Annotated in this window: 19 protein-coding genes and 1 riboswitch; of the genes, 8 read left to right on the forward strand and 11 right to left on the reverse strand. The window is 57.1% G+C overall.

Annotated elements, in window-relative coordinates:
- The 7 genes from sppA to WBM93_RS04205 all read right to left on the reverse strand — a co-directional run.
- Positions 1 to 1,286: signal peptide peptidase SppA (sppA, locus tag WBM93_RS04175; protein ID WP_424428559.1), on the reverse strand; the 1,286-nt coding region annotated here is incomplete at its 3' end.
- Positions 1,287 to 1,343: 57 nt separating this feature from the next.
- Positions 1,344 to 1,982: an NrsF family protein gene (locus tag WBM93_RS04180; RefSeq protein WP_424428562.1), complete on the reverse strand. Its 639-nt coding sequence runs from the start codon at positions 1,980 to 1,982 to the stop codon at positions 1,344 to 1,346.
- A gap of 16 nt (positions 1,983 to 1,998) precedes the next feature.
- The gene (locus tag WBM93_RS04185) at positions 1,999 to 2,523 is read right to left on the reverse strand and encodes a sigma-70 family RNA polymerase sigma factor (protein WP_424428565.1); all 525 of its coding nucleotides are present in this window, start codon (positions 2,521 to 2,523) and stop codon (positions 1,999 to 2,001) included.
- Positions 2,524 to 2,547: 24 nt separating this feature from the next.
- The gene (locus WBM93_RS04190) at positions 2,548 to 2,988 is read right to left on the reverse strand and encodes a DoxX family protein (protein WP_424428568.1); all 441 of its coding nucleotides are present in this window, start codon (positions 2,986 to 2,988) and stop codon (positions 2,548 to 2,550) included.
- Between the two features lie 5 nt (positions 2,989 to 2,993).
- The gene (locus tag WBM93_RS04195) at positions 2,994 to 3,722 is read right to left on the reverse strand and encodes a putative DNA-binding domain-containing protein (protein ID WP_424428571.1); all 729 of its coding nucleotides are present in this window, start codon (positions 3,720 to 3,722) and stop codon (positions 2,994 to 2,996) included.
- Positions 3,706 to 4,620, reverse strand: coding sequence for a DUF692 domain-containing protein (locus WBM93_RS04200; protein ID WP_424428574.1), 915 nt, complete (start codon positions 4,618 to 4,620; stop codon positions 3,706 to 3,708). Before WBM93_RS04200 ends, WBM93_RS04195 begins: the two co-directional genes overlap by 17 nt.
- Positions 4,621 to 4,638: 18 nt before the next feature.
- A complete protein-coding gene (locus tag WBM93_RS04205; protein ID WP_424428577.1) occupies positions 4,639 to 4,932 on the reverse strand; it encodes a DUF2282 domain-containing protein in 294 nt (97 codons plus the stop codon).
- 327 nt (positions 4,933 to 5,259) lie between these two features.
- On the opposite strand from WBM93_RS04205, the gene groES reads away from it, so the two are divergent.
- The 4 genes from groES to WBM93_RS04225 all read left to right on the forward strand — a co-directional run bounded on the left by groES (position 5,260) and on the right by WBM93_RS04225 (position 10,644).
- The gene (gene groES / locus WBM93_RS04210) at positions 5,260 to 5,550 is read left to right on the forward strand and encodes a co-chaperone GroES (RefSeq protein WP_424428579.1); all 291 of its coding nucleotides are present in this window, start codon (positions 5,260 to 5,262) and stop codon (positions 5,548 to 5,550) included.
- A 47-nt stretch (positions 5,551 to 5,597) separates the two neighbouring features.
- Entirely contained in the window at positions 5,598 to 7,250 is a 1,653-nt protein-coding gene (groL, locus tag WBM93_RS04215) for a chaperonin GroEL (protein WP_424428582.1), read from the forward strand.
- Positions 7,251 to 7,404: 154 nt separating this feature from the next.
- Entirely contained in the window at positions 7,405 to 9,252 is a 1,848-nt protein-coding gene (locus WBM93_RS04220) for a DUF885 domain-containing protein (RefSeq protein ID WP_424428584.1), read from the forward strand.
- A gap of 15 nt (positions 9,253 to 9,267) precedes the next feature.
- The gene (locus WBM93_RS04225) at positions 9,268 to 10,644 is read left to right on the forward strand and encodes an L-serine ammonia-lyase (RefSeq protein ID WP_424428586.1); all 1,377 of its coding nucleotides are present in this window, start codon (positions 9,268 to 9,270) and stop codon (positions 10,642 to 10,644) included.
- A 30-nt stretch (positions 10,645 to 10,674) separates the two neighbouring features.
- Here WBM93_RS04225 and WBM93_RS04230 read toward each other — a convergent pair whose 3' ends face one another.
- Together WBM93_RS04230 and WBM93_RS04235 are read right to left on the reverse strand one after the other, a co-directional pair.
- The gene (locus WBM93_RS04230) at positions 10,675 to 11,892 is read right to left on the reverse strand and encodes an MFS transporter (protein WP_424428588.1); all 1,218 of its coding nucleotides are present in this window, start codon (positions 11,890 to 11,892) and stop codon (positions 10,675 to 10,677) included.
- Positions 11,893 to 11,944: 52 nt separating this feature from the next.
- The gene (locus tag WBM93_RS04235) at positions 11,945 to 12,628 is read right to left on the reverse strand and encodes a DJ-1/PfpI family protein (RefSeq protein ID WP_424428589.1); all 684 of its coding nucleotides are present in this window, start codon (positions 12,626 to 12,628) and stop codon (positions 11,945 to 11,947) included.
- 17 nt (positions 12,629 to 12,645) lie between these two features.
- Positions 12,646 to 12,729: riboswitch (ZMP/ZTP riboswitch) on the reverse strand.
- 80 nt (positions 12,730 to 12,809) lie between these two features.
- Between WBM93_RS04235 and WBM93_RS04240 the strand changes: the two genes are divergently transcribed.
- Positions 12,810 to 13,535, forward strand: coding sequence for an energy transducer TonB (locus WBM93_RS04240; RefSeq protein WP_424428592.1), 726 nt, complete (start codon positions 12,810 to 12,812; stop codon positions 13,533 to 13,535).
- A gap of 7 nt (positions 13,536 to 13,542) precedes the next feature.
- Here WBM93_RS04240 and WBM93_RS04245 read toward each other — a convergent pair whose 3' ends face one another.
- Positions 13,543 to 14,058, reverse strand: a complete 516-nt coding sequence (locus WBM93_RS04245; protein WP_424428595.1) for a DUF1993 family protein — start codon at positions 14,056 to 14,058, stop codon at positions 13,543 to 13,545.
- Positions 14,059 to 14,088: 30 nt separating this feature from the next.
- Positions 14,089 to 14,505, reverse strand: coding sequence for an MAPEG family protein (locus WBM93_RS04250; protein ID WP_424428597.1), 417 nt, complete (start codon positions 14,503 to 14,505; stop codon positions 14,089 to 14,091).
- A 173-nt stretch (positions 14,506 to 14,678) separates the two neighbouring features.
- Here WBM93_RS04250 and WBM93_RS04255 point away from each other — a divergent pair, with 173 nt between their 5' ends.
- From WBM93_RS04255 to polA, 3 genes are all read left to right on the forward strand, one after another.
- Entirely contained in the window at positions 14,679 to 15,566 is an 888-nt protein-coding gene (locus WBM93_RS04255; RefSeq protein WP_424428600.1) for a LysR family transcriptional regulator, read from the forward strand.
- A gap of 129 nt (positions 15,567 to 15,695) precedes the next feature.
- Entirely contained in the window at positions 15,696 to 16,556 is an 861-nt protein-coding gene (locus WBM93_RS04260) for a GGDEF domain-containing protein (RefSeq protein WP_424428603.1), read from the forward strand.
- 38 nt (positions 16,557 to 16,594) lie between these two features.
- Complete coding sequence (gene polA, locus WBM93_RS04265) at positions 16,595 to 19,399, forward strand: DNA polymerase I (protein WP_424428606.1); 2,805 nt, start codon at positions 16,595 to 16,597, stop codon at positions 19,397 to 19,399.
- Positions 19,400 to 19,412: the final 13 nt, after the last annotated feature.

The raw sequence follows: 19,412 nt of genomic DNA on the forward strand, positions 1-19,412 counted from the left end.
GCTTTTTCAAAGCTGGGCAAAACCGCGAACACCCCGATCGATCCGGTGATCGTATCGGGCTCGGCGAAGATATGATCGCCCGCCGCTGCGATCCAGTAACCGCCGCTGGCTGCGACATCGCCCATCGAAATGACGATGGGCAGCTTCTTTTTCTTTGCTTCGAGCAACGCCAGTCGGATTTCCTCGCTGGCGAAGGCTGAACCGCCGGGGGAATCGACGCGGACCACCAGAGCCTTGATTTCGTCTTCATCCAGCGCCTTGTAAATCTGTTCGGCAATCCGTCCGCTAGCAGCCATGCCCGGACCGGAATCGCCACCAATGATCTCGCCCGCGACGGTGATAACACCAATCGGAGAACCCTTGGTCTTGACCGGGTTCGCGGCTACATAATCATCATAGTCGATGCTTTTGAAACTGTCCGGCGAGGGCGTTTCATCGGTGCCAACCTGCTCTGCAACAAAACGGTCAAACGCGGTTTTGTCGGCGAGCTTGTCGACCAGTTTTTGCTTCATCGCGACCAAAGCAAAATCACCGCCTGCGGTCTTGATAAATGCCGCGGGATCGTCAGCAAATGGCTGTACCATTGCCTGCGGACGGGCCTTTTTCACTTCGGCAAGCCAGCTATCCCACAGCACGCCGTAGAGAGCTTCGGAGGCCTCTCGGGATGCGGGTGACTGGTCGGCCCGCATATAAGGTTCGACCGCGCTTTTATAGGTGCCGACGCGGTAGATATTGGCAGTCACGCCCAGCCGGTCGATCAGGCCTTTGTAGTAAAGACGGTTGCCGCCGGGTCCGGCAAAGACAATCCCGCCCATCGGATCCATCCAGATTTCCGTTGCATGTGCGGCCAGCTGGTAGCCGTCGTCGCCGTAGAAGCTGGCGAAAGCATAAACCGGCTTGCCTGCCTTCTTGGCCCGTTCGAGCGCCTCACCGATATCGGTAAGACTGGTCTGCCCGCCACCGGCAAAACGGCTGAGGTCGAGCACGATGGCTTTGACCCGGCCGTCCTCGACGGTGGCATCGATTGCGCGAACAATATCGCGCAGGCGATATTCGCGCGGACTGTCGCTATTGCTGGCAAGAAAATCCTCGAAGGTTGGCGCCGCGGGTTCTTCAACGATAACGCCATTGAGGTCGAGCGACAACGCGCCGTCGCGGATCGAGCCGCTATTGGGCTGCGATGACAGCAGGGCGTAAAGCACGCCGAAAAACAGCAGCATGGCGATCAATACCATGCCATCCTTTATTGCGACCAGAAATCTCCACGCCGCGCGCGCAAACTGCATATTCATGTTCCTGTTTTGACCGGATTGACCTGTCTTATATGGGATCGGGGCAGGATATTACCAGCGGATAAGGTGAGGGACGACCAACCGGCCCGCAATCGCGCATATTGCCACCGCCAGCGAGTACCAAAGCCCGACATAGAATATGCTGTTGAACGGGCAGTGCAGGCTGTAGGCGGCAGCGCCCAATGCGCCGGAGGACATGCCGACGAGCCAGCCAGCGCGATTTAGCGCAACCGGCGCGCCGCGGCGGAGCCAGGCGACTTGCGCCGACGCTATGCCCGAACCCGCCAGCATGCTGATGCCGAGACATTCAATGCCGTAGCGTGGAACGAATATGGCCATATTATCCGGTGCGGCGATCATTGCCATGACGACGGCAGTGACCGGAAAGAGCAAGGCGGCGAACAAAGCCCAGATCCAGCCCTTGAAGCTGTTGCCTACCGCCGGCTGGCTCATCGCAATAACGGCATAGCTGCTAGTCACGCCAAGCAGGAGCAGGGCACCGCCCCGCAGGAAGAACATCGGATGCGGCATGCCCATCATGATGTCACCACGGACCCCGCCGATCATCACAACTGCAGCTGCAATCACCGCAGCAATCAACAGCGTGAGCACAAGCCCGTCCCGCTTTTTCAGCGGCTTGACCGGGGTTAGATCCTCGACGAGGCGATCTATCATCAAATCTGACATCATATATACTCTTTTACTATCATTCGGTTTCAACCATCGACGAGAGCTTTTTCAGCCCGCGATGGATGTTCACTTTGACCAGCGATTCCGACTGGCCGGTCATCGCCGCCGCCTCGTGAATGCTGAGTCCTTCAATCTTGACCAGACTGATCACTTCGGCCTGTTTTTCAGGTATCATGCCGAGCAACCGTTCGAGGCTGACCTTGGCGGTCACGTCCCCGTCCTGCGGATCGGCGACCATTTCTTCATAGAGCTGGTCATGCTCGTGCCGGTATATCTTGCGCAGGCTGTCTATCCAGCGGTAGCGCCCGATTGCGGCGAGCCACGGCAGGAATGCCTTTGTCGGATCGTAGCTGGCCCGCTTGCGGTGTAACGAGATCAGGGTCTCCTGCACAAGATCATCAATTGCCGCCGGGTTGATCTTGCGGGCGTAATAGCGGCGCAGCCATTTTTCGCACTCCGCCAGCAGGCTGGAATAGCATTGTTTGTCGCCGCCTTGCGCCTTGATCATCAAGATCTGCATGGTTTCCTCGTTGGCGATCATAAAAGCCCTCCCGGCACTGGTCCGTCAGCCGAACTTGTGACCGATCATGCGGTCCAGCGAGAACATCCCGCCACCACGCACAATCAATATGCCGGTCAGAGCCACCCATATAATATGCGTCTGCCACCATGCTTCAGGGTAGACGAAGAGCTGGATGACCAATGTCATGGCCAGCAAACCGGCTGCGCCGACGCGCGTGAACAGGCCGAACACTACCAGAAGGGGAAGAAAATGCTCGGCATAGGTTGCGATCAGGCCGGTGATTTCCGGATAGGGCATGCCATATTCTTCTTTGAACAGAAAAACCGTGGTGTCGCTCATCTGCAGCCAGCTACCGTCTTCGACCTTGGTCCGGGCAGAGCGCCAGAATATGCCGGCGAGGGCCACGCGGGTGAACAGGAGGGCGATGGCCTCCGGCACGGCGCCGCTCACGATCGCGATCAGCTTTTTTATCATATGCATCATATAGTTTACCCCGTTATTTGCGTCAGTGCCCCGGTCTGGATCAGCTTGATAATATGCTGCATCGCCGTGGCTTCATCACTCAATTCGAGGGCATATTGCAAAAGGTTACCCATCGTCATGCTATCAGCAATTTTTTCTGCAATTGCGTGTTCTACGGCGGTCAGCGGATGGAATAATATCTGCGCCTGCGGGCGGGCGATCATCAGCGCATGCGGTTCTGCATTGGCCAGTTCGCCAAGTTCGGGGGACAAAGGTCCGGTGATCGCTATCAGGTGCATGGCCGGGTGGGCGGCAATAGGAAAAGCGAGCAGCTTGTCTTCGGCAAGGGTAGCGATGTCGGTCAGGACAACGGGCGGCGCTTCGACGCTGCGATAGCTCTCTATCCAGGCCCATTCGATCCGGGCGATGTCGATCTCGGTACCGCTGTTTGCGCGATCAGCCAGAAAAGTGGAGAAATCGGCGGCGATATGGTTGATGTCGCAGGCCATGATATGATCCTGTTCGACATAGTCGCGCGAGATGGCATGGAATATCTCGTGACCCATGTGAGCGTGCAATCTCGGGAAACTGTCTTCCAGGGCCACGAGCCGGGCGTGGGATATATTATTGGCATGCGCTTTCAGGCCAAGCAGGGCGCGTTCTGCGTTCTGCGAAAACAGATCGGCGGGAAAATGCGCGGGGCCTTTTTGCAGGCAGGCGACAAAGCGCGATTGGCCGTCAGCGAGCGAGGACATGACGCGGTTCTTCCAGCGAGGGACTATTCAATATCGTATCGGCTTTGGCGACTTCGGCCATCAGCACGCCATATTCCGGGATATCGCTATCCCATTCGATCAGGGTAGGCTTTGCGCCAGCGCGTTCGATGAAGCGGCGGTACAGCGCCCAGGTGACTTCGCTGACTATCGAGCCATGATTGTCGATCAGCAGCGGTCCGCTGTCATGATTTTCGCGCGCGTGTCCGGCGAGATGGATTTCGCCGACAATAGCGGGGTCGATCGCGTCGATATAGGCTTCCATGTCGAGCCCGACATTGGTGGCGGACACCTCGACATTGTTGATATCAAAAAGCAGTCCGCAACCCGATTTTTTGCACATGGCGTGGATGAAGTCGGTCTCGCTCATCTCGTCGTCGCGATAGGACAGATAGCGAGACGGGTTTTCGATCAGGATGGTCCGCTGGAGCCGGTCCTGCACCTTGCCGATTTCTCCGGCCAGATGGTCGAGCGCTTCGCGCGTATAGGGAAGCGGGAGCAGATCGGGATAACGGTCATGGGCGTTGCCGCTCCAGCTCAGATGATCGGAAACCATCGCTGGTTGGTAGCGATCACAAAGCGCGGCGATTTTCTCCAGATCATATTCGTTCAGCCCGTCAGCCGAACCCAGCGACAATCCAACGCTGTGAAAGCTCAGGGGATAAACCCCGGCGATGGCGGTAAGCCAGCGGTGTGCCGGACCGCCATCGCCGAAGTAATTCTGTGGATGAACCTCAACCCAGGAAGGTCGCTTCGCCGCCGCGGGGTCGTCGAGTACATGGGTATAATGCACCGATTTAAGGCCTATGCCACCCGATGGAGGGAGGGAGCGCGGCACAGGCACGGCTGGCGAAACGTAAGGATCAGGAATTGCGGACATCCACGGAATTTAGCGCATTCAGCCCTTTTTGGGAACCGGTTTTGCATTGCCTTTATGCGCGGTCAGGGTGCCGCCCATTTTGACGCAACTGCCTTTGGTGACCATTTTCCAGGCATTGCCCTGATAATCGGCAGTGGATGTTCCGGCACAACTGGTGCCCGGTCCGGCCGCGCAGTCATTCTTGCCGGCAAGCGCGACGCCATAGCATTTTTCCTTGGCACCGGCTGCTTCTGCAGCAGTGGCGGACAGGGACAGGGTAGCAGCGGCAGCCAGAGCGGCAGCAGCAGCGGTTGTTTTCATCAAAGCAGACATAATTTTTTCCTCTTTTGGGAATGGGAAATAAGTTCGAGCCTGCCGGGGCGGGCTCAACCTAACATTCGTCCCGCTTCACGATCCGGTTACACGCTGCCGCTAAGACAGGCTGGATTGGTGGAGAAAAGAATCGGAATGCCTTGGAAATCCAACAAAAACCGATGGAAATATTTTCGACCCTTTCCCTTGACGGCGAACGAATAGCCACTACATGGTCCCTGTTAGCACTCGAAAGGAGAGAGTGCTAATTCACATATATTCTGCTCTTCCTGTCGGCGGCAATAAGCTGGCCAGAAGAGATTTGGATTGGGCAAGAAAGGGAAATCTATGAAATTTCGTCCATTACATGACCGTGTATTGGTGCGCCGCGTAGAAGCGGACGCAAAAACCGCGGGCGGCATCATCATTCCGGATAGCGCACAGGAAAAGCCATCCGAAGGTAAAGTCGTTGCTGTCGGCAGCGGCCTGAAAGACGACAATGGCAAGACCACTGCGCTTGACGTCAAAAAAGGCGACAAGATCCTGTTCGGCAAATGGTCCGGCACGGAAGTCACCGTCGACGGCGAAGAGCTGATCATCATGAAGGAAAGCGATATTCTCGGCATTATCGAGAAGTAAGTGCTTCCCCAATCATAATTTCAATCAACTAAGCAGAGGAAAACAACATGGCTGCTAAAGACGTAAAATTTGGCCGCGACGCCCGCGAGCGCATCCTCAAGGGTGTGAACACGCTGGCAGACGCCGTTAAAGTAACCCTCGGCCCCAAAGGCCGTAATGTAGTGCTCGACAAGAGCTTTGGCGCACCGCGCATCACCAAGGACGGTGTTTCGGTTGCCAAGGAAATCGAACTGAAGGACAAGTTCGAAAATATGGGCGCACAGATGCTTCGTGAAGTCGCATCGAAAACCAATGATGTTGCCGGCGACGGCACCACCACCGCGACCGTATTGGCTCAGGCCATTGTCAAGGAAGGCATGAAATCCGTGTCGGCCGGCATGAACCCGATGGATCTCAAACGCGGCATCGACCAAGCTGTTGAAGCCGTGGTTGCCGATCTCAAGAAGCGTTCGAAAGACGTCAAGGGCACCGAAGAAATCGCCCAGGTTGGCATTATATCTGCCAATGGCGACCGTGAAGTCGGTGAAAAAATCGCTGAAGCCATGGAACGTGTCGGCAAAGAAGGCGTGATCACGGTTGAAGAAGCCAAGGGTCTCGACTTTGAACTCGACGTTGTTGAAGGCATGCAGTTTGACCGCGGTTACCTGTCGCCTTACTTCATCACCAATCCGGACAAGATGGTTGCCGAACTCGACAATCCTTACATCCTGATCCACGAAAAGAAGCTGACCAACCTTCAGCCATTGCTCCCGATCCTGGAAGCTGTTGTTCAGGCCGGACGTCCGCTTCTGATCATTGCCGAAGATATTGAAGGCGAAGCGCTCGCGACCCTCGTGGTCAACAAGCTGCGCGGCGGCCTCAAGATCGCAGCGGTCAAGGCTCCCGGTTTCGGAGATCGTCGCAAAGCGATGCTCGAAGATATCGCGATCCTGACCAAGGGCGAAATGATCTCCGAAGACCTCGGCATCAAGCTGGAAAGCGTTACGCTGAACATGCTGGGTGAAGCCAAGAATGTCATGATCGACAAGGATAATACCACGATCGTCGACGGCGCTGGCAAGAAGAGCGACATCAAGGCGCGCGTGGAAGCGATCCGTAACCAGATCGAATCCACCACTTCCGACTATGACAAAGAGAAGCTGCAAGAACGTCTGGCGAAACTCGCTGGCGGTGTTGCCGTGATCAAAGTCGGCGGCGCGACCGAAATCGAAGTGAAAGAGAAGAAAGACCGTGTCGACGATGCGCTGCACGCAACCCGTGCTGCTGTTGAAGAAGGCATTGTCCCTGGCGGCGGTGCTGCGCTTCTCTATGCCACTTCGGCTCTGAAGAACCTTGAAGGCATCAACGACGACCAGACCCGCGGCATCGATATTGTTCGTAAAGCGTTGCAGTCTCCGGTTCGCCAGATCGCTGAAAATGCCGGTTTTGACGGCGCGGTTGTTGCCGGCAAAATGCTCGACCAGAAGAGCAAGGAATATGGCTTCAACGCATCGACCGATGTTTATGAAGACCTCGTCAAAGCTGGGGTGATCGACCCGACCAAGGTTGTTCGTGCAGCATTGCAGGACGCTTCCTCGGTTGCCGGTCTGCTGATCACCACCGAAGCGGCTGTGGCGGAATTGCCATCAGACGACAAGGCCGGTGGCGGCATGCCCGACATGGGCGGCATGGGCGGCGGCATGGGCGGAATGGGTTTCTAGACACCCAATCCACTCGGCTAACGCTGAAACTAAAAAAACGGGGCTGGAAGGAAACTTCCGGCCCTTTTTCTATTGGTCGCTAGATGCGTTTCCAAATCCCGTCACTTGTGCGATGGAAGCGTCAGTGAAAATCACAGCGACAGGATGAATGAATATGCGGATCCGGTTTTTTCTTTTCAGCACGGCCTTATTGAGCGGACTAGCTGCTCTTCCGATACTGCCAGCGGCGGCAGCAACAGAGCAAGGCTCGACCGAAGCGGCGAGCGAAACTGATCGCATCAATATGTGGTTCGATACAAAATATGAGGAAGAGCTGAAATTCAGCCCGATCGAACAGACCTTCATCGGGCGCAAGACCGACTATGGACTGATCGATGATTTTAGCGACGAAGGCGCGGACCGGGAGCTGGCGTGGCGGCGCGCTGCTGTTGCAGAAATGCAGAGCCAATTTGACTATGAGCAGCTCTCGCAGGACGCAAAAATTTCCTATGATATCTGGGTTTATAATCTCGAGCAGGCCGAAGCCGGGCTGCCGTTTCGCACCAATCGCTATGCGCTGCACCAGCATAACGGTCTTCAGTCTTTTTTTCCGACTTTTCTGATCAATACGCACAAGGTTGACACCGAGGCGGATATGCTGGGCTTTATCCAGCGCCTGTCCGGCGTTGCCACCGCGCTCGATCAGCTATTGGCGCGGGCGAAAACCAATGCGGAGGCAGGAACCCGCCCGCCCCGCTTTGCCTACGAAGGGGTGATCGACCAGTCGCGCAAGATCATCAACGGCGCCCCCTTTGGTGACGGCCCGCCATCGGCGATCTGGGCCGCGTCCGAAGAGAAATTGCGGGGACTGGTCGACAAGCAAATCATCGACGAGGCGCGCGCCGATGTGTTGCGCGGCAAAGCGCGGACGGCTCTGACCGATGCATTTGCGCCTGCCTATCAGCGGATCATCGCCTGGTATGAAGCGGACCTGCCCAATACCGACCCTGCCCCCAAAGGGGCAGGCGCTCTAATCAACGGGCAAGCTTTTTACGATTATCGCCTCGCCAATCAGACGACGACGAAACTGACCGCCGACGAGATTCACAATCTCGGCCTGTCCGAAGTCGCCCGGCTGCGGGCGGATATGGAGGCGATCAAGGACACGGTCGGATTTGACGGCGAACTCAAGGCATTTTTCAGATATTTGCGCGAGGATGACCGCTTCTATTTTTCCAATGATGATGCCGGAGCAGATGCCTATATCGCGGCGGCCAAAGGCCATATCGAGAAACTGAAGACCAAATTGCCGGACTATTTCGGGATATTGCCCAAGGCAGATCTTGAGGTGCGCCGGGTCGAGGCCTTTCGCGAACGCGACGGGGCGGCGCAGCATTATCGCAGCGGCACGCCTGATGGTTCGCGGCCGGGCATTTATTATGCCCATCTGTCCGATATGCGTGCGATGCCGATCCCGACGCTCGAGGTTATCGCCTATCATGAAGGCTTGCCCGGTCACCATATGCAGATTTCGATCGCCCAGGAACTGACCGGCATCCCGACATTTCGCACCCAGGCGGGCTATACCGCCTACAGCGAAGGCTGGGGTCTATACTCTGAAAAACTCGCGAAGGAGATGGGCGGTTATGCAGATCCCTATTCGGAGTTCGGGCGGCTGACCAGCGAGATCTGGCGAGCGATCCGTCTGGTGGTGGATACTGGTCTCCATTCTAAGGGCTGGAGCGAAGAACAGGCGATCGCATATTTCCTCGAAAATAGCTCGATTCCCGAAGCGGCGGTTCGGTCTGAAGTGCGCCGCTATCTGGTTAATCCTGGTCAGGCTACCAGCTACAAGATCGGGATGATCAAAATTCTCGAACTCCGGGCCGAGGCACAATATCTGCTGGGCGATCAGTTTGATATTCGAGCCTTCCACGATGTGATACTTGGCGGCGGCGCGCTGCCGCTCGGCATATTGGAACAGCGGGTCGGTCAATGGCTCGACCAAATGGGCGGATCTTAGGGATTATGACAAATTATGGTCTGTAGCACATTTGAACTTTTCAAGATTGGCGTCGGCCCTTCGAGTTCGCACACGATGGGGCCAATGCTTGCCGCGGCGCAATTTGTGGAGCGGGTTGCGGAAGCCGGCAAGCTGGGTGATGTCACACGGCTGGAAACCCTGCTCTTTGGCTCGCTGGCGCTGACCGGCAAGGGACACGCGACCGACCGGGCGATATTGCTGGGACTATCGGGGCAAAGACCGGAGAATATCGAGCCGGACGCAGCCGATGCGCTGGTCAACGGGATTCGCGAATCCTCTCGGATCCAGTTGAACGGCAGTCATGAAATCGCGTTTGACGAGGACGCGGACGTGATTTTCGACCAGAAAAAGCGACTAGATTTTCACAGCAACGCGATGCGGTTTAATGCGTTTCATGGCGCCGATCTGGTCGCGACCCGAGTCTATTATTCGGTCGGCGGCGGCGCGGTGCTCGACGAGGACCAGATCGGCAGCAACAATCCCGAAAGCGGTCTTTGGGATGTGCCTTATGCTTTCTGCTCGGGCGCGGACTTGCTCAGAATTGCCGCAGAAGAGAATATCTCGATCGCCGACATCATGCGTGCCAACGAACGCACCCGTCAGACAGATGGACAGACCAGCGCCGCTATCCGCGCGATTGCGGCTGCGATGTCCGCCTGTATCGATCGCGGAATATTGCAGGGCGGCATTCTGCCTGGCGGTCTTCGGGTCAAGCGGCGTGCGCCGCTGATCCACGCCCGGTTAATGGAGCGACAGGAGCGTTCCCTGTCCGATCCACTGACCATATTGGACTGGGTCAATCTCTGGGCGCTGGCGGTGAACGAGGAAAATGCTGCCGGCGGCAAGGTGGTGACTGCGCCGACCAATGGTGCCGCTGGCATCGTTCCCTCGGTGCTGCGTTTCTATGAACGATTTGCACCCAAGGCCGATGAGGCGGGGGTCGAGATCTTTTTGCTGACTGCCGCCGCGATTGGGTCCCTGTTCAAGGAAAATGCGTCGATTTCCGGCGCCGAGGTTGGTTGTCAGGGCGAGGTCGGTGTTGCTTGCTCGATGGCCGCTGCCGGCCTGACCGCAGCTTGGGGCGGCACCCCGCTGCAGGTCGAAAATGCTGCCGAAATCGGGATGGAGCATAATCTTGGTCTGACCTGTGATCCGGTCGGCGGTCTGGTGCAGGTGCCGTGTATCGAACGCAATGCGGTGGGCGCGGTCAAGGCGATAGAGGCAGCACGCCTGGCGATTCTCGGCGATGGCACGCACCGGGTAAGCCTCGACGAAGTGATCGAAACCATGCGCAAGACGGGGCTGGATATGAGTGATCGTTACAAGGAAACATCACAAGGCGGTCTCGCGGTCAATCTGGTAGAGTGCTGACCGAAACGGCAGGCGTTATGAATGAAAAATTTAGGCCTTGGTCTGCTGAGTGAACCGCAATCCCCAGAGCGCCAGCCCCATGATCGCCAGCGCATAGCTGATCGCCATGATCGAAATTCCCGACCATCCAGCATATTCATAAGTTGCAGCGCCCAGCCAACTTGATATTCCGCCGCCGATAAACATGATCACTACATAGATGGTCATCAGGCGGGTCCTGATTTCGGGCGCGCGGCTGAACATGATTGTCCGGCTGCAAATATCGACCGATGCTCCGCCAATGCTGTTGAGAATAACCGCGATTACCAAGAGCCACAGATTATTGCCGGCAAAGGGGAGAAGGCAGACGCCAGCCAGCTGCACGATGCAGAAATAGACACGCGCGCGTTCGGCCCCGATATGGTCCGCAAACCGGCCCGCAAAAGGCGAACCGAGGACATTGACGATGGCGATGATCGCGAGATAGCCCACCGTATCGACGCCATAGCCATTGCGCGGCAAATGCAGGCCGATCGCCAGCCAGAGCGCGAGGAAAAGTCCGAACGAAAGCGCCTGCATCAATCCGCCCAATGGCACCTCGGGTAGAGATTTCATGATCGGCCACAATGATCGGAGCAGTTCACTGTAGCGCGGCGGCTCGACGCCCGAGGGCTTTTCATCCTGTTTGCGCTCCATGATCGAAGGCAGCAAAATCACCAGCAATGCCATGCAGCCCACCCCGACCCAGTAAGCCGAACGCCAGCCGAAATAATGGCCGAGCAAACCGCCGCCGACCCGGCTGCCCAATATGCCCAGGGTTACACCAGCGGTCATAATCCCGGTGACATGGCCGATTCGCCCGGGGCGGACGCGCTGGGTGACATAAGCGGGCAGCAGATAAGGCGCGATGGTGAAAAAGCCGAGCACCGAAGAAGCTGTGACAAACAGGATAAAGCTTCCGGACAGCGCCATCGCCAGCATCGCCAGAAATTGCCCGACGACAAATATCGTCACCAGCTTGCGATTGTTGATCCGGTCGCCGAGCGGCAGCAGCAATAATATCCCCAGTGCCAGAGCGATCTGGTTGAGCGCCGGAGCCAGTCCGATGGTCGCCCCGCTAACTCCAAATTCTTGCGCCACCGGCGTGATCAAAGGGTGAATATAATAGCCATTGGCGACCACTGCTGCCGACGACAGCGCGAAAAGAAAGAGCTTGAGCTCGCTGATCCGGGCGGGTGCGGTGTTTTCACTTGGTGCGGGATTGTTCATTGCCGTCTTCGCCTACGCGATAACCCCCGGAGCGGAAATCAAAATTCCGACATTATGACCTATCAATAATATCTGCCAGATCCGCGACCTGCTTTGCGTAGATCCGGTCCCGCAACATGGTGACCAATTCGGGATCGGCGAGGTCAGGGTGACCGCTGTGAAACGGCGGACGCGGGTCATATTCCAGGCCCAGCTGGACGGACTCGGCAAATTGCTGTCCGGCAATCTCGGCGATGACGGTCAGCGCGAAATCAATGCCCGATGTCACGCCGCCGGCGGTGATGATATTGCCATCCTTGACCACTCGGGCCTTTTCATAGGTCGCGCCAAATTTTTCCAGCAACGCGGTATAGGCCCAATGGCTGGTTGCCCGTTTGCCGTCGAGCAATCCCGCCGCGCCGAGCGCCAGCGAGCCGGTACAAACCGAGGTGATATAATGCGCTCCTGCTGCCTGACTGCGGAGAAACTGCAATGTTTCATCATCGGCGATCACGTCCTTGGTGCCGAAACCGCCGGGTACGCAGAGCAGGTCTGCCTGTGGGCAATCGGCGAAATCCTTGCTTGGCAAAATGGCAAAGCCGCTGTCGGTCTCGATCGGTTTGATCTGCTTGGCGGCGGTATGGACTGCCGCTCCGGCCATCCGCGCGAGAAATTGTGCGGGACCGGTGAAATCCAGCTGGGTTATGCCGTCGAACAGCAGGAAGACGATGTGGAAGGGTTTCGGACTATCGGTCATGGGGTGGCTCCAAGTTAGAGAAACGCCCAGGCGATCGGCTTTAGAATTTGCCCGCTCCCCGATGGTATCCCATCTTGATCTCGCCAGTTACGGACAAATGTAGGTCTAACAATATTTGCGCGCGCGATCAATTGTGACATGCTCGTTCGCCAGCGAATATTCATCGGACCGCTGCTAGTCTATGGGCATGGAATATGTGACGAAAAATGGCTGGCCGGATCGAGCCAAATCGCTGGCAGCGGTAATCACCATCCATGCCGCCATCGGCTATGCGCTGGTGAGCGGCATGGGAATGGAGATGACAAAGGCCGTAACCGCAGGATTCAAGGTCATCAATATTTCGGTTCCGCCGCCGCCCGAACCGGTCCCGGTTGAGGAGCCGGCCAAAGCCGAGGAACAAGCCGCATCGCCAGAGAATCTGAAGGCTCAGGCGACCCAGATTGTCGTGCCTGAACCGGTGGTCAAACCTGTTATAATCTCTCCGGTCGTTGCCGCGCCGGTTGCAGGCCCGGGCAATGACAATGACGCCGGTGCTTCTGACCGGCCGGGTTCCGGCTTTGGTAGCGGCGGGCAGGGCGATGGTTTCGGCGGGGGTGGAATGGTTTCCGGTCCGCGCCATCTGTCGGGTTCGATCACCCGCAAAGACATCCCGCGTACCGTCTGGAAAGCCGGTAACCGCGGCAATGTGGTGGCCCATTTTACGGTCGGAGTTGATGGCCGTGCAAGCGATTGCAATGTCCGGCAATCCAGCGGTCATCCGGCTCTCGACGCCGCAACCTGTCGCCTGATCGAACGACGCTTCCGCTTCGAACCGGCGCGGGACGCGCGCGGCCGAGCGGTGGCGCGCCCCTATGGCTGGCTACAGGAATGGTGGCAGGATGGCCAAGGTCCGCAGCGGGCGGACTGAACCCGAACTACATTCCCATATAGTCGCGTTTGCCGACCGCGACGCCCTGCATGCGCAGAAGATTATAGGCGGTTGTGACATGGAAAAACAGATTGGGGAGGAAGAAGCTGAGCACATAGGTCTGGCCATCCAGTTCCATCGTCTGTTCCGGACCAACCGGCATCGAGATTTTCAGATCGGCATTGCCATCGATAGACGCATCATCCGTGGCAGCGATTGTTTCTGCACATTCGGTGATCCGCGCGATCAGGGCGTCGAACGTATCGCCTTCCATCGGCATGTTGGGCAGCGCATCGGGCGCCGTGCCGCTCATCCGGGCAGCGCCGCGAACGGCGAATTCGGTGATCATTTGCACTTGCCATTTCAAGTCGTTCATGTCGGGGAACAGACGCGCATCAAGATAAGCGTCTTCTGCAGTGCCGGCCGCTTCGGCTGTTGCCTTGGCCTTGGTGAGAACCGTGGTCAGGCCGCGGAATGCCTGTGCAGCCGAACCTTTGAGAATATGGGAGAGGGTGGTGGTCATGTTGTTTCTTTCCAAGAAAAGATTGAGAATCTAGAATATGCCGAAGAGCAGATAGCCGCCCAGCGCGATAAAGCTGCCGAAAGTGGTAAACGCGCCGATTGCACGAAACGCCGCGAAAATTTTGCCCGTTTTAGCGCCGTGCGATCCCGCAACGGTCGACAAGGCAATCGCGTGCAAGATACGGCCCACGATAAAGACGATTGCGATGATCCGGACAACGTTGTTCGGCACTACGGTCATTTCCGCCAGCGCCAGAACAGCGATGAATAGCGCAGCATTTTCCGCCAGATTGCCATGACGGCGGATCTTTCGCTCCAGCGCCGGATCGTCTCCGGTGCCCAGATTGACCCGGTTGCGAATGCGGTGCGAGCCAACGAGGATCATTAATATCGCTTGCAATATGATGAGCACGGCACCTGTGACTGCTGCAATTATCGGTATCGTCATTCGGCATTCTCCTAAGTCGATTATCTATTGTCTGTCGGGGACTTGCGGCAGTCGATGAGCGGGTGCAAGGTTTTTAGCGGCTAAAAAATAGAGTGTCAAAACATCAAACTGCACATCAGTGGTGCAAATTTTAGCCATGCAAATCAGAATATTTGGCGCTACAAGCCATCCTTATGGACTGGGAAGATGTCAAAACATTTCGCGAGGTGATGGACGCGGGTACCGTGCGCGCTGCCGCCAAGCAACTGGGGGTGCATCACAGCACCGTCAGCCGCCGGATCGAGCAATTGGAAAAAGCACTGGACAGCCGGTTGTTCGAACGTCGCCCGGAAGGTTATTTTCCGACTGCATCGGGAGAAGAGCTGGCACGGGTCGCGGACCAGTTTTCGGAAGAATTATTCACCGTGGAGCGACATATCGCTGGGCGCGACAATGAATTGTCGGGCAGCCTGAAAGTGACCATGGCCGAGCCCTTCGCACTCACCCTGTTCGCCGACCGGATCCCGGAATTCTGCGCCGCCTATCCGGGGCTGAATCTTGAAATCATCACCAGTTTCGACGTGCTGGACGTCGCCCGGCGCGAGGCCGATATCGCCATCCGGATGGACAATAATCCACCCGATGCATTGGTCGGTAAACGACTGTTTGCCTATCACACGTCGATCTATGCCAATCCGCAATATCTCGCCGCCCAGGATTTTGAAAACCGGCCGGAGGATGCAAGATGGCTGGGGTGGACCGACGGCGAGAGTCGCTTTCCCGACTGGACCCAGGATACTGAATATGCGCGGGTGCCGGTATGGGGCAATTTTTCCAGTATCGGCCTTCAAGTGCGGCTGGCGCGCGCCGGAATGGGTCTGATCATCGTGCCGTGTATCGCCGCGGACGGAGTGCCGGGCCTGGTACGGGCGACCGATCGCGATCCGTTACCGTCCCGCGACATCTGGATATTGACCCACGAAGATTTACGCAGAACCGCCCGGGTCCGCGCATTCATGGAGTTTGCCGAGATGGTGCTGCGCGACAATCGGGCCATCTTGCAGGGCATTTTGCCGACCTAGCGCCCACTCAAGCCGCGCTTTTGTATGAAAAAATGTCCATTTCGGCACGTTTTTAACGAATTGTCATAACAGTGCGTTAACCATGAGCTTGCACGGGCGTTCAACCTATTCCCGTTAACGACGGGTTTCATGGATCCGCCCCTAGCCAGTATGTCTCCAGTCCGACAGACCGCCATCATCTCGGCAATTGCCGCTCTACTGTCTGTCACGTTCACTGGATTGATCTATTTCCTCTTCTTCGGATTGGACGACCGGTTCTGGCCGGCGTTAAACATGTCGATCATGATACCATGGGCGATCAGCATTCCGCTGGGCCTCTATATGTCCAAGCAGCGATTCAAGCTATTCAGACTGACCGCCATGCTCAAGGAAGCGCGAATCAATTTGCAACAGGCAAACAGAGCGCTCGAACAGAGGGCGAATTTCGACGGGATGACCGGCCTGCTCAATCGCGACAGCTTCTTCAGACGGGTCGACCAAATGCGTTCAGACCAACCGTCCAATGTTTTGATGATTGTCGACGTTGACCATTTCAAGAATATCAATGACAGTTTTGGGCACCCCATCGGAGATCAGGCGCTGATTCTGCTTAGCAAGATATTCCAGAAAATTCTGCGCAAAAATGATCTGATCGGCCGTATAGGGGGCGAAGAGTTCGGCATATTTTTACCAGAGACAAGCGCTCCGGAGGGCCAGATGATCGGAGAGATGATCCGCTACGAAATCGAGAATACGATTTTCGAGCCGCATCATAATATGCGCCATGTCATTACCGTCAGCATCGGCATGACCGACATAGCCCCACACCAGGCGCGTTCGTCGCTCATGGTGAATGCCGATACCGCTCTGTTCTCGGCCAAACGAGCCGGGCGCAACCGGGTCGTGCTGTTTGAACCGGGCATGCGGGTCAAACCTCGGCCCACTCATGAAAATGCGCGGGATTTGAGCGCGGCCGTGTCGGATTCAAATTTTCGACAAAACCGAATTTGAAATGACGAAGGCTGCGGGCGATGCTAGTGACCGCAGCCATGACGAACTCACCAGACAGCAAACCCAATCATCTCTATCTTGTCGACGGCTCGGCCTATATTTTCCGCGCCTATCATCGCCTTCCGCCGCTGACCAATGTTCACGGTGAGCCGGTCGGGGCGGTTTATGGCTATACCACCATGTTGTGGAAGCTTGCCGACGAGCTCAACAAGGCGGATGGCCCAACCCATATGGCGGTGGTGCTGGACAAGTCGGGGACCAGCTTTCGTAATGATCTCTACGACCAGTATAAGGCCAATCGCCCGGAAGCGCCCGAGGATCTGAGGCCGCAGTTCCCGATGATCCGCGATGCTACACGCGCCTTTTCACTGCCGTTGATCGAGGAAGAAAATGTCGAGGCCGATGACATGATCGCCTCTTATACCAAGGCGGCGGTAGCAGCCGGATGGAAGGTCACCATCGTCTCTTCCGACAAGGACCTGATGCAGTTGATCGAGCCGTATGACGACAGCCGCGTCGACATGCTCGATACCATGAAAAATGCCCGGATGAACCGCGCAACGGTCGAAGAGAAATTCGGCGTCGGGCCGGAGAAGCTCGGCGATGTGCTGGGGCTGATGGGTGACAGCTCGGACAATATCCCGGGCGTTCCCGGCATCGGGCCCAAGACCGCGTCGAAGCTGATCAACGAATTTGGCGATATTGAAAGCGTACTCGCCGCTGCGCCGGAGATGAAAAAATCCAAGATGCGCGACAATCTGATCGAATTTGCCGAACAGGCACGGCTGTCTCGGATATTGGTGACGCTCCGGGAAGATTGTCCACTGCCGGACACGCTCGAGAGTTTCCTGATTCAGGATATTCCCCACGACCCGTTGCACGAATTTCTGTCGCATCACGGTTTTAACAGCTTGCTCAAGAAGCTCGGCGGCAATGGTCAGGCCCAGCCGCAGAACCCCGATGTCGACAATGAAGCTTCGGCCCGGCCCGCGATGAAAATGCCCGATGTCCCGGCCATCGACCGGTCAAAATTTGAATGCGTGCAGACGATTGCCGCGCTCGACCTCTGGATCGACCGCGCCAGCCTAGAGGGTGTTTGCGCGGTCGATCTAGAAACCAATAGTCTGGAAAGTGTGACTGCGCGCGTCGTCGGGGTCTGCCTTGCCACCGGCCCCAATCAGGCCTGCTATATACCGCTAGGCCATGGCAGCGGAGACATGTTTGGCGAAACCCCGGATCAAATCGGCCTTGACGAAGCGCTGGCGAAGCTGAAGCCGCTGCTCGAGGATGATGCGGTGCTCAAGGTCGGGCAGAATTTGAAATATGATATGGGCGTGCTTGCACAGCATGGTATCCGGATCACGCCGTTTGACGATACGTTGGTGATGAGCTTCAATCTTGATGCCGGTCTCCACGGTCACGGCATGGATGAACTGAGCAAGCTGCATCTCGGCCACGAATGCATCAGCTTCAAAAGCCTGACCGGCACCGGCAAAAAGGCAATCAGCTTTGCCGAAGTGCCGCTTGAAAAAGCGACCGAATACGGCGCGGAAGATGCCGATGTCACGCTGCGCCTGTGGGAGATCCTGCGCTTGCGGATGGTTCCGGAACGGGCGACGCGAGTATACGAGATGGTCGATCGTCCGCTGGTCCCAGTGATCGCAAAGATGGAAGGCACCGGTGTACTTGTCGACCGCGAGGAATTGGCGCGATTGTCCAAGAGTTTTGCCGAGGAAATGGAAAAGCTGGAGAAGCAAATCCACGAGCTGGCCGGAGAGCCCTTTTCAATTGGCAGCCCCAAGCAATTGGGCGAGATCCTGTTTGGCAAGCTTGGCCTCAAGGGCGGCAAGAAGGGCAAGTCGGGGCAATATTCTACTGATGTCACCGTGCTCGAGCGGCTGGCCGGTGACGGCGAGCCGATTGCGCAAAAAGTGGTCGACTGGCGGCAGCTGGCGAAACTCAAATCGACCTATACCGATGCGTTACAGGAGCAGATCAATCCGAAAACCGGTCGCGTTCATACTTCTTATAGCCTGAGCGGAGCGCAGACCGGGCGGCTGTCCTCGACCGAACCGAATCTGCAGAATATCCCTATCCGCACCGAAATCGGGCGGCAGATCCGGCAGGCCTTTGTCGCCGCGCCCGGCAATGTCATTCTCGCGGCCGATTATAGCCAGATCGAGCTTCGGCTGGCGGCCCATATCGCCGATGTCGCGAGCCTGAAAGAGGCTTTTGCCAATGGCGAGGATATCCATAACCGCACCGCGCGGGAACTGTTTGGGGCGGAGGACCGCGATGCCCGCGCCCGCGCCAAGACGATCAATTTTGCGATTCTCTATGGCATCTCCCGCTGGGGTCTGGCCAAGCGGCTGGAGGTTGATCCGGACGAAGCGCAGCAGATGATCGACACCTATTTCGAGCGCTTCCCGGGTATAAGCCAGTATATTTCGACCACCCTGCAGGCGGTGCGCGAAACCGGCTTCACCGAGACATTATTCGGCCGCAAGACATGGTTTGAGCGGATCAGGTCAAGCAATCAGGCCGAGCGACAGGGCAGCGAACGCGCGGCGATCAACGCCCCGATCCAGGGCACCAGCGCCGACATTATCAAGCGCGCGATGGCCCGCATGGGACCGGCGCTTGCCGACGCAGGGCTGGGCGATGTAAAGATGCTGATGCAGGTTCACGATGAACTGGTGTTCGAACTGCCCGAAGGCGATGTCGCTGCGGCCAGCGATGTGATCCGTTCGGTCATGTCTGGCGCGGCGGAACCGGCGGTGAAACTATCGGTGCCGCTGGACGTCGATATCGGAACCGGCAAGAGCTGGGACGAAGCCCATTGAGCTGACGGTGGGG

Origin of the sequence: Parasphingorhabdus sp., from assembly GCF_049667325.1 — a bacterium.
GTDB lineage: Bacteria > Pseudomonadota > Alphaproteobacteria > Sphingomonadales > Sphingomonadaceae > Parasphingorhabdus.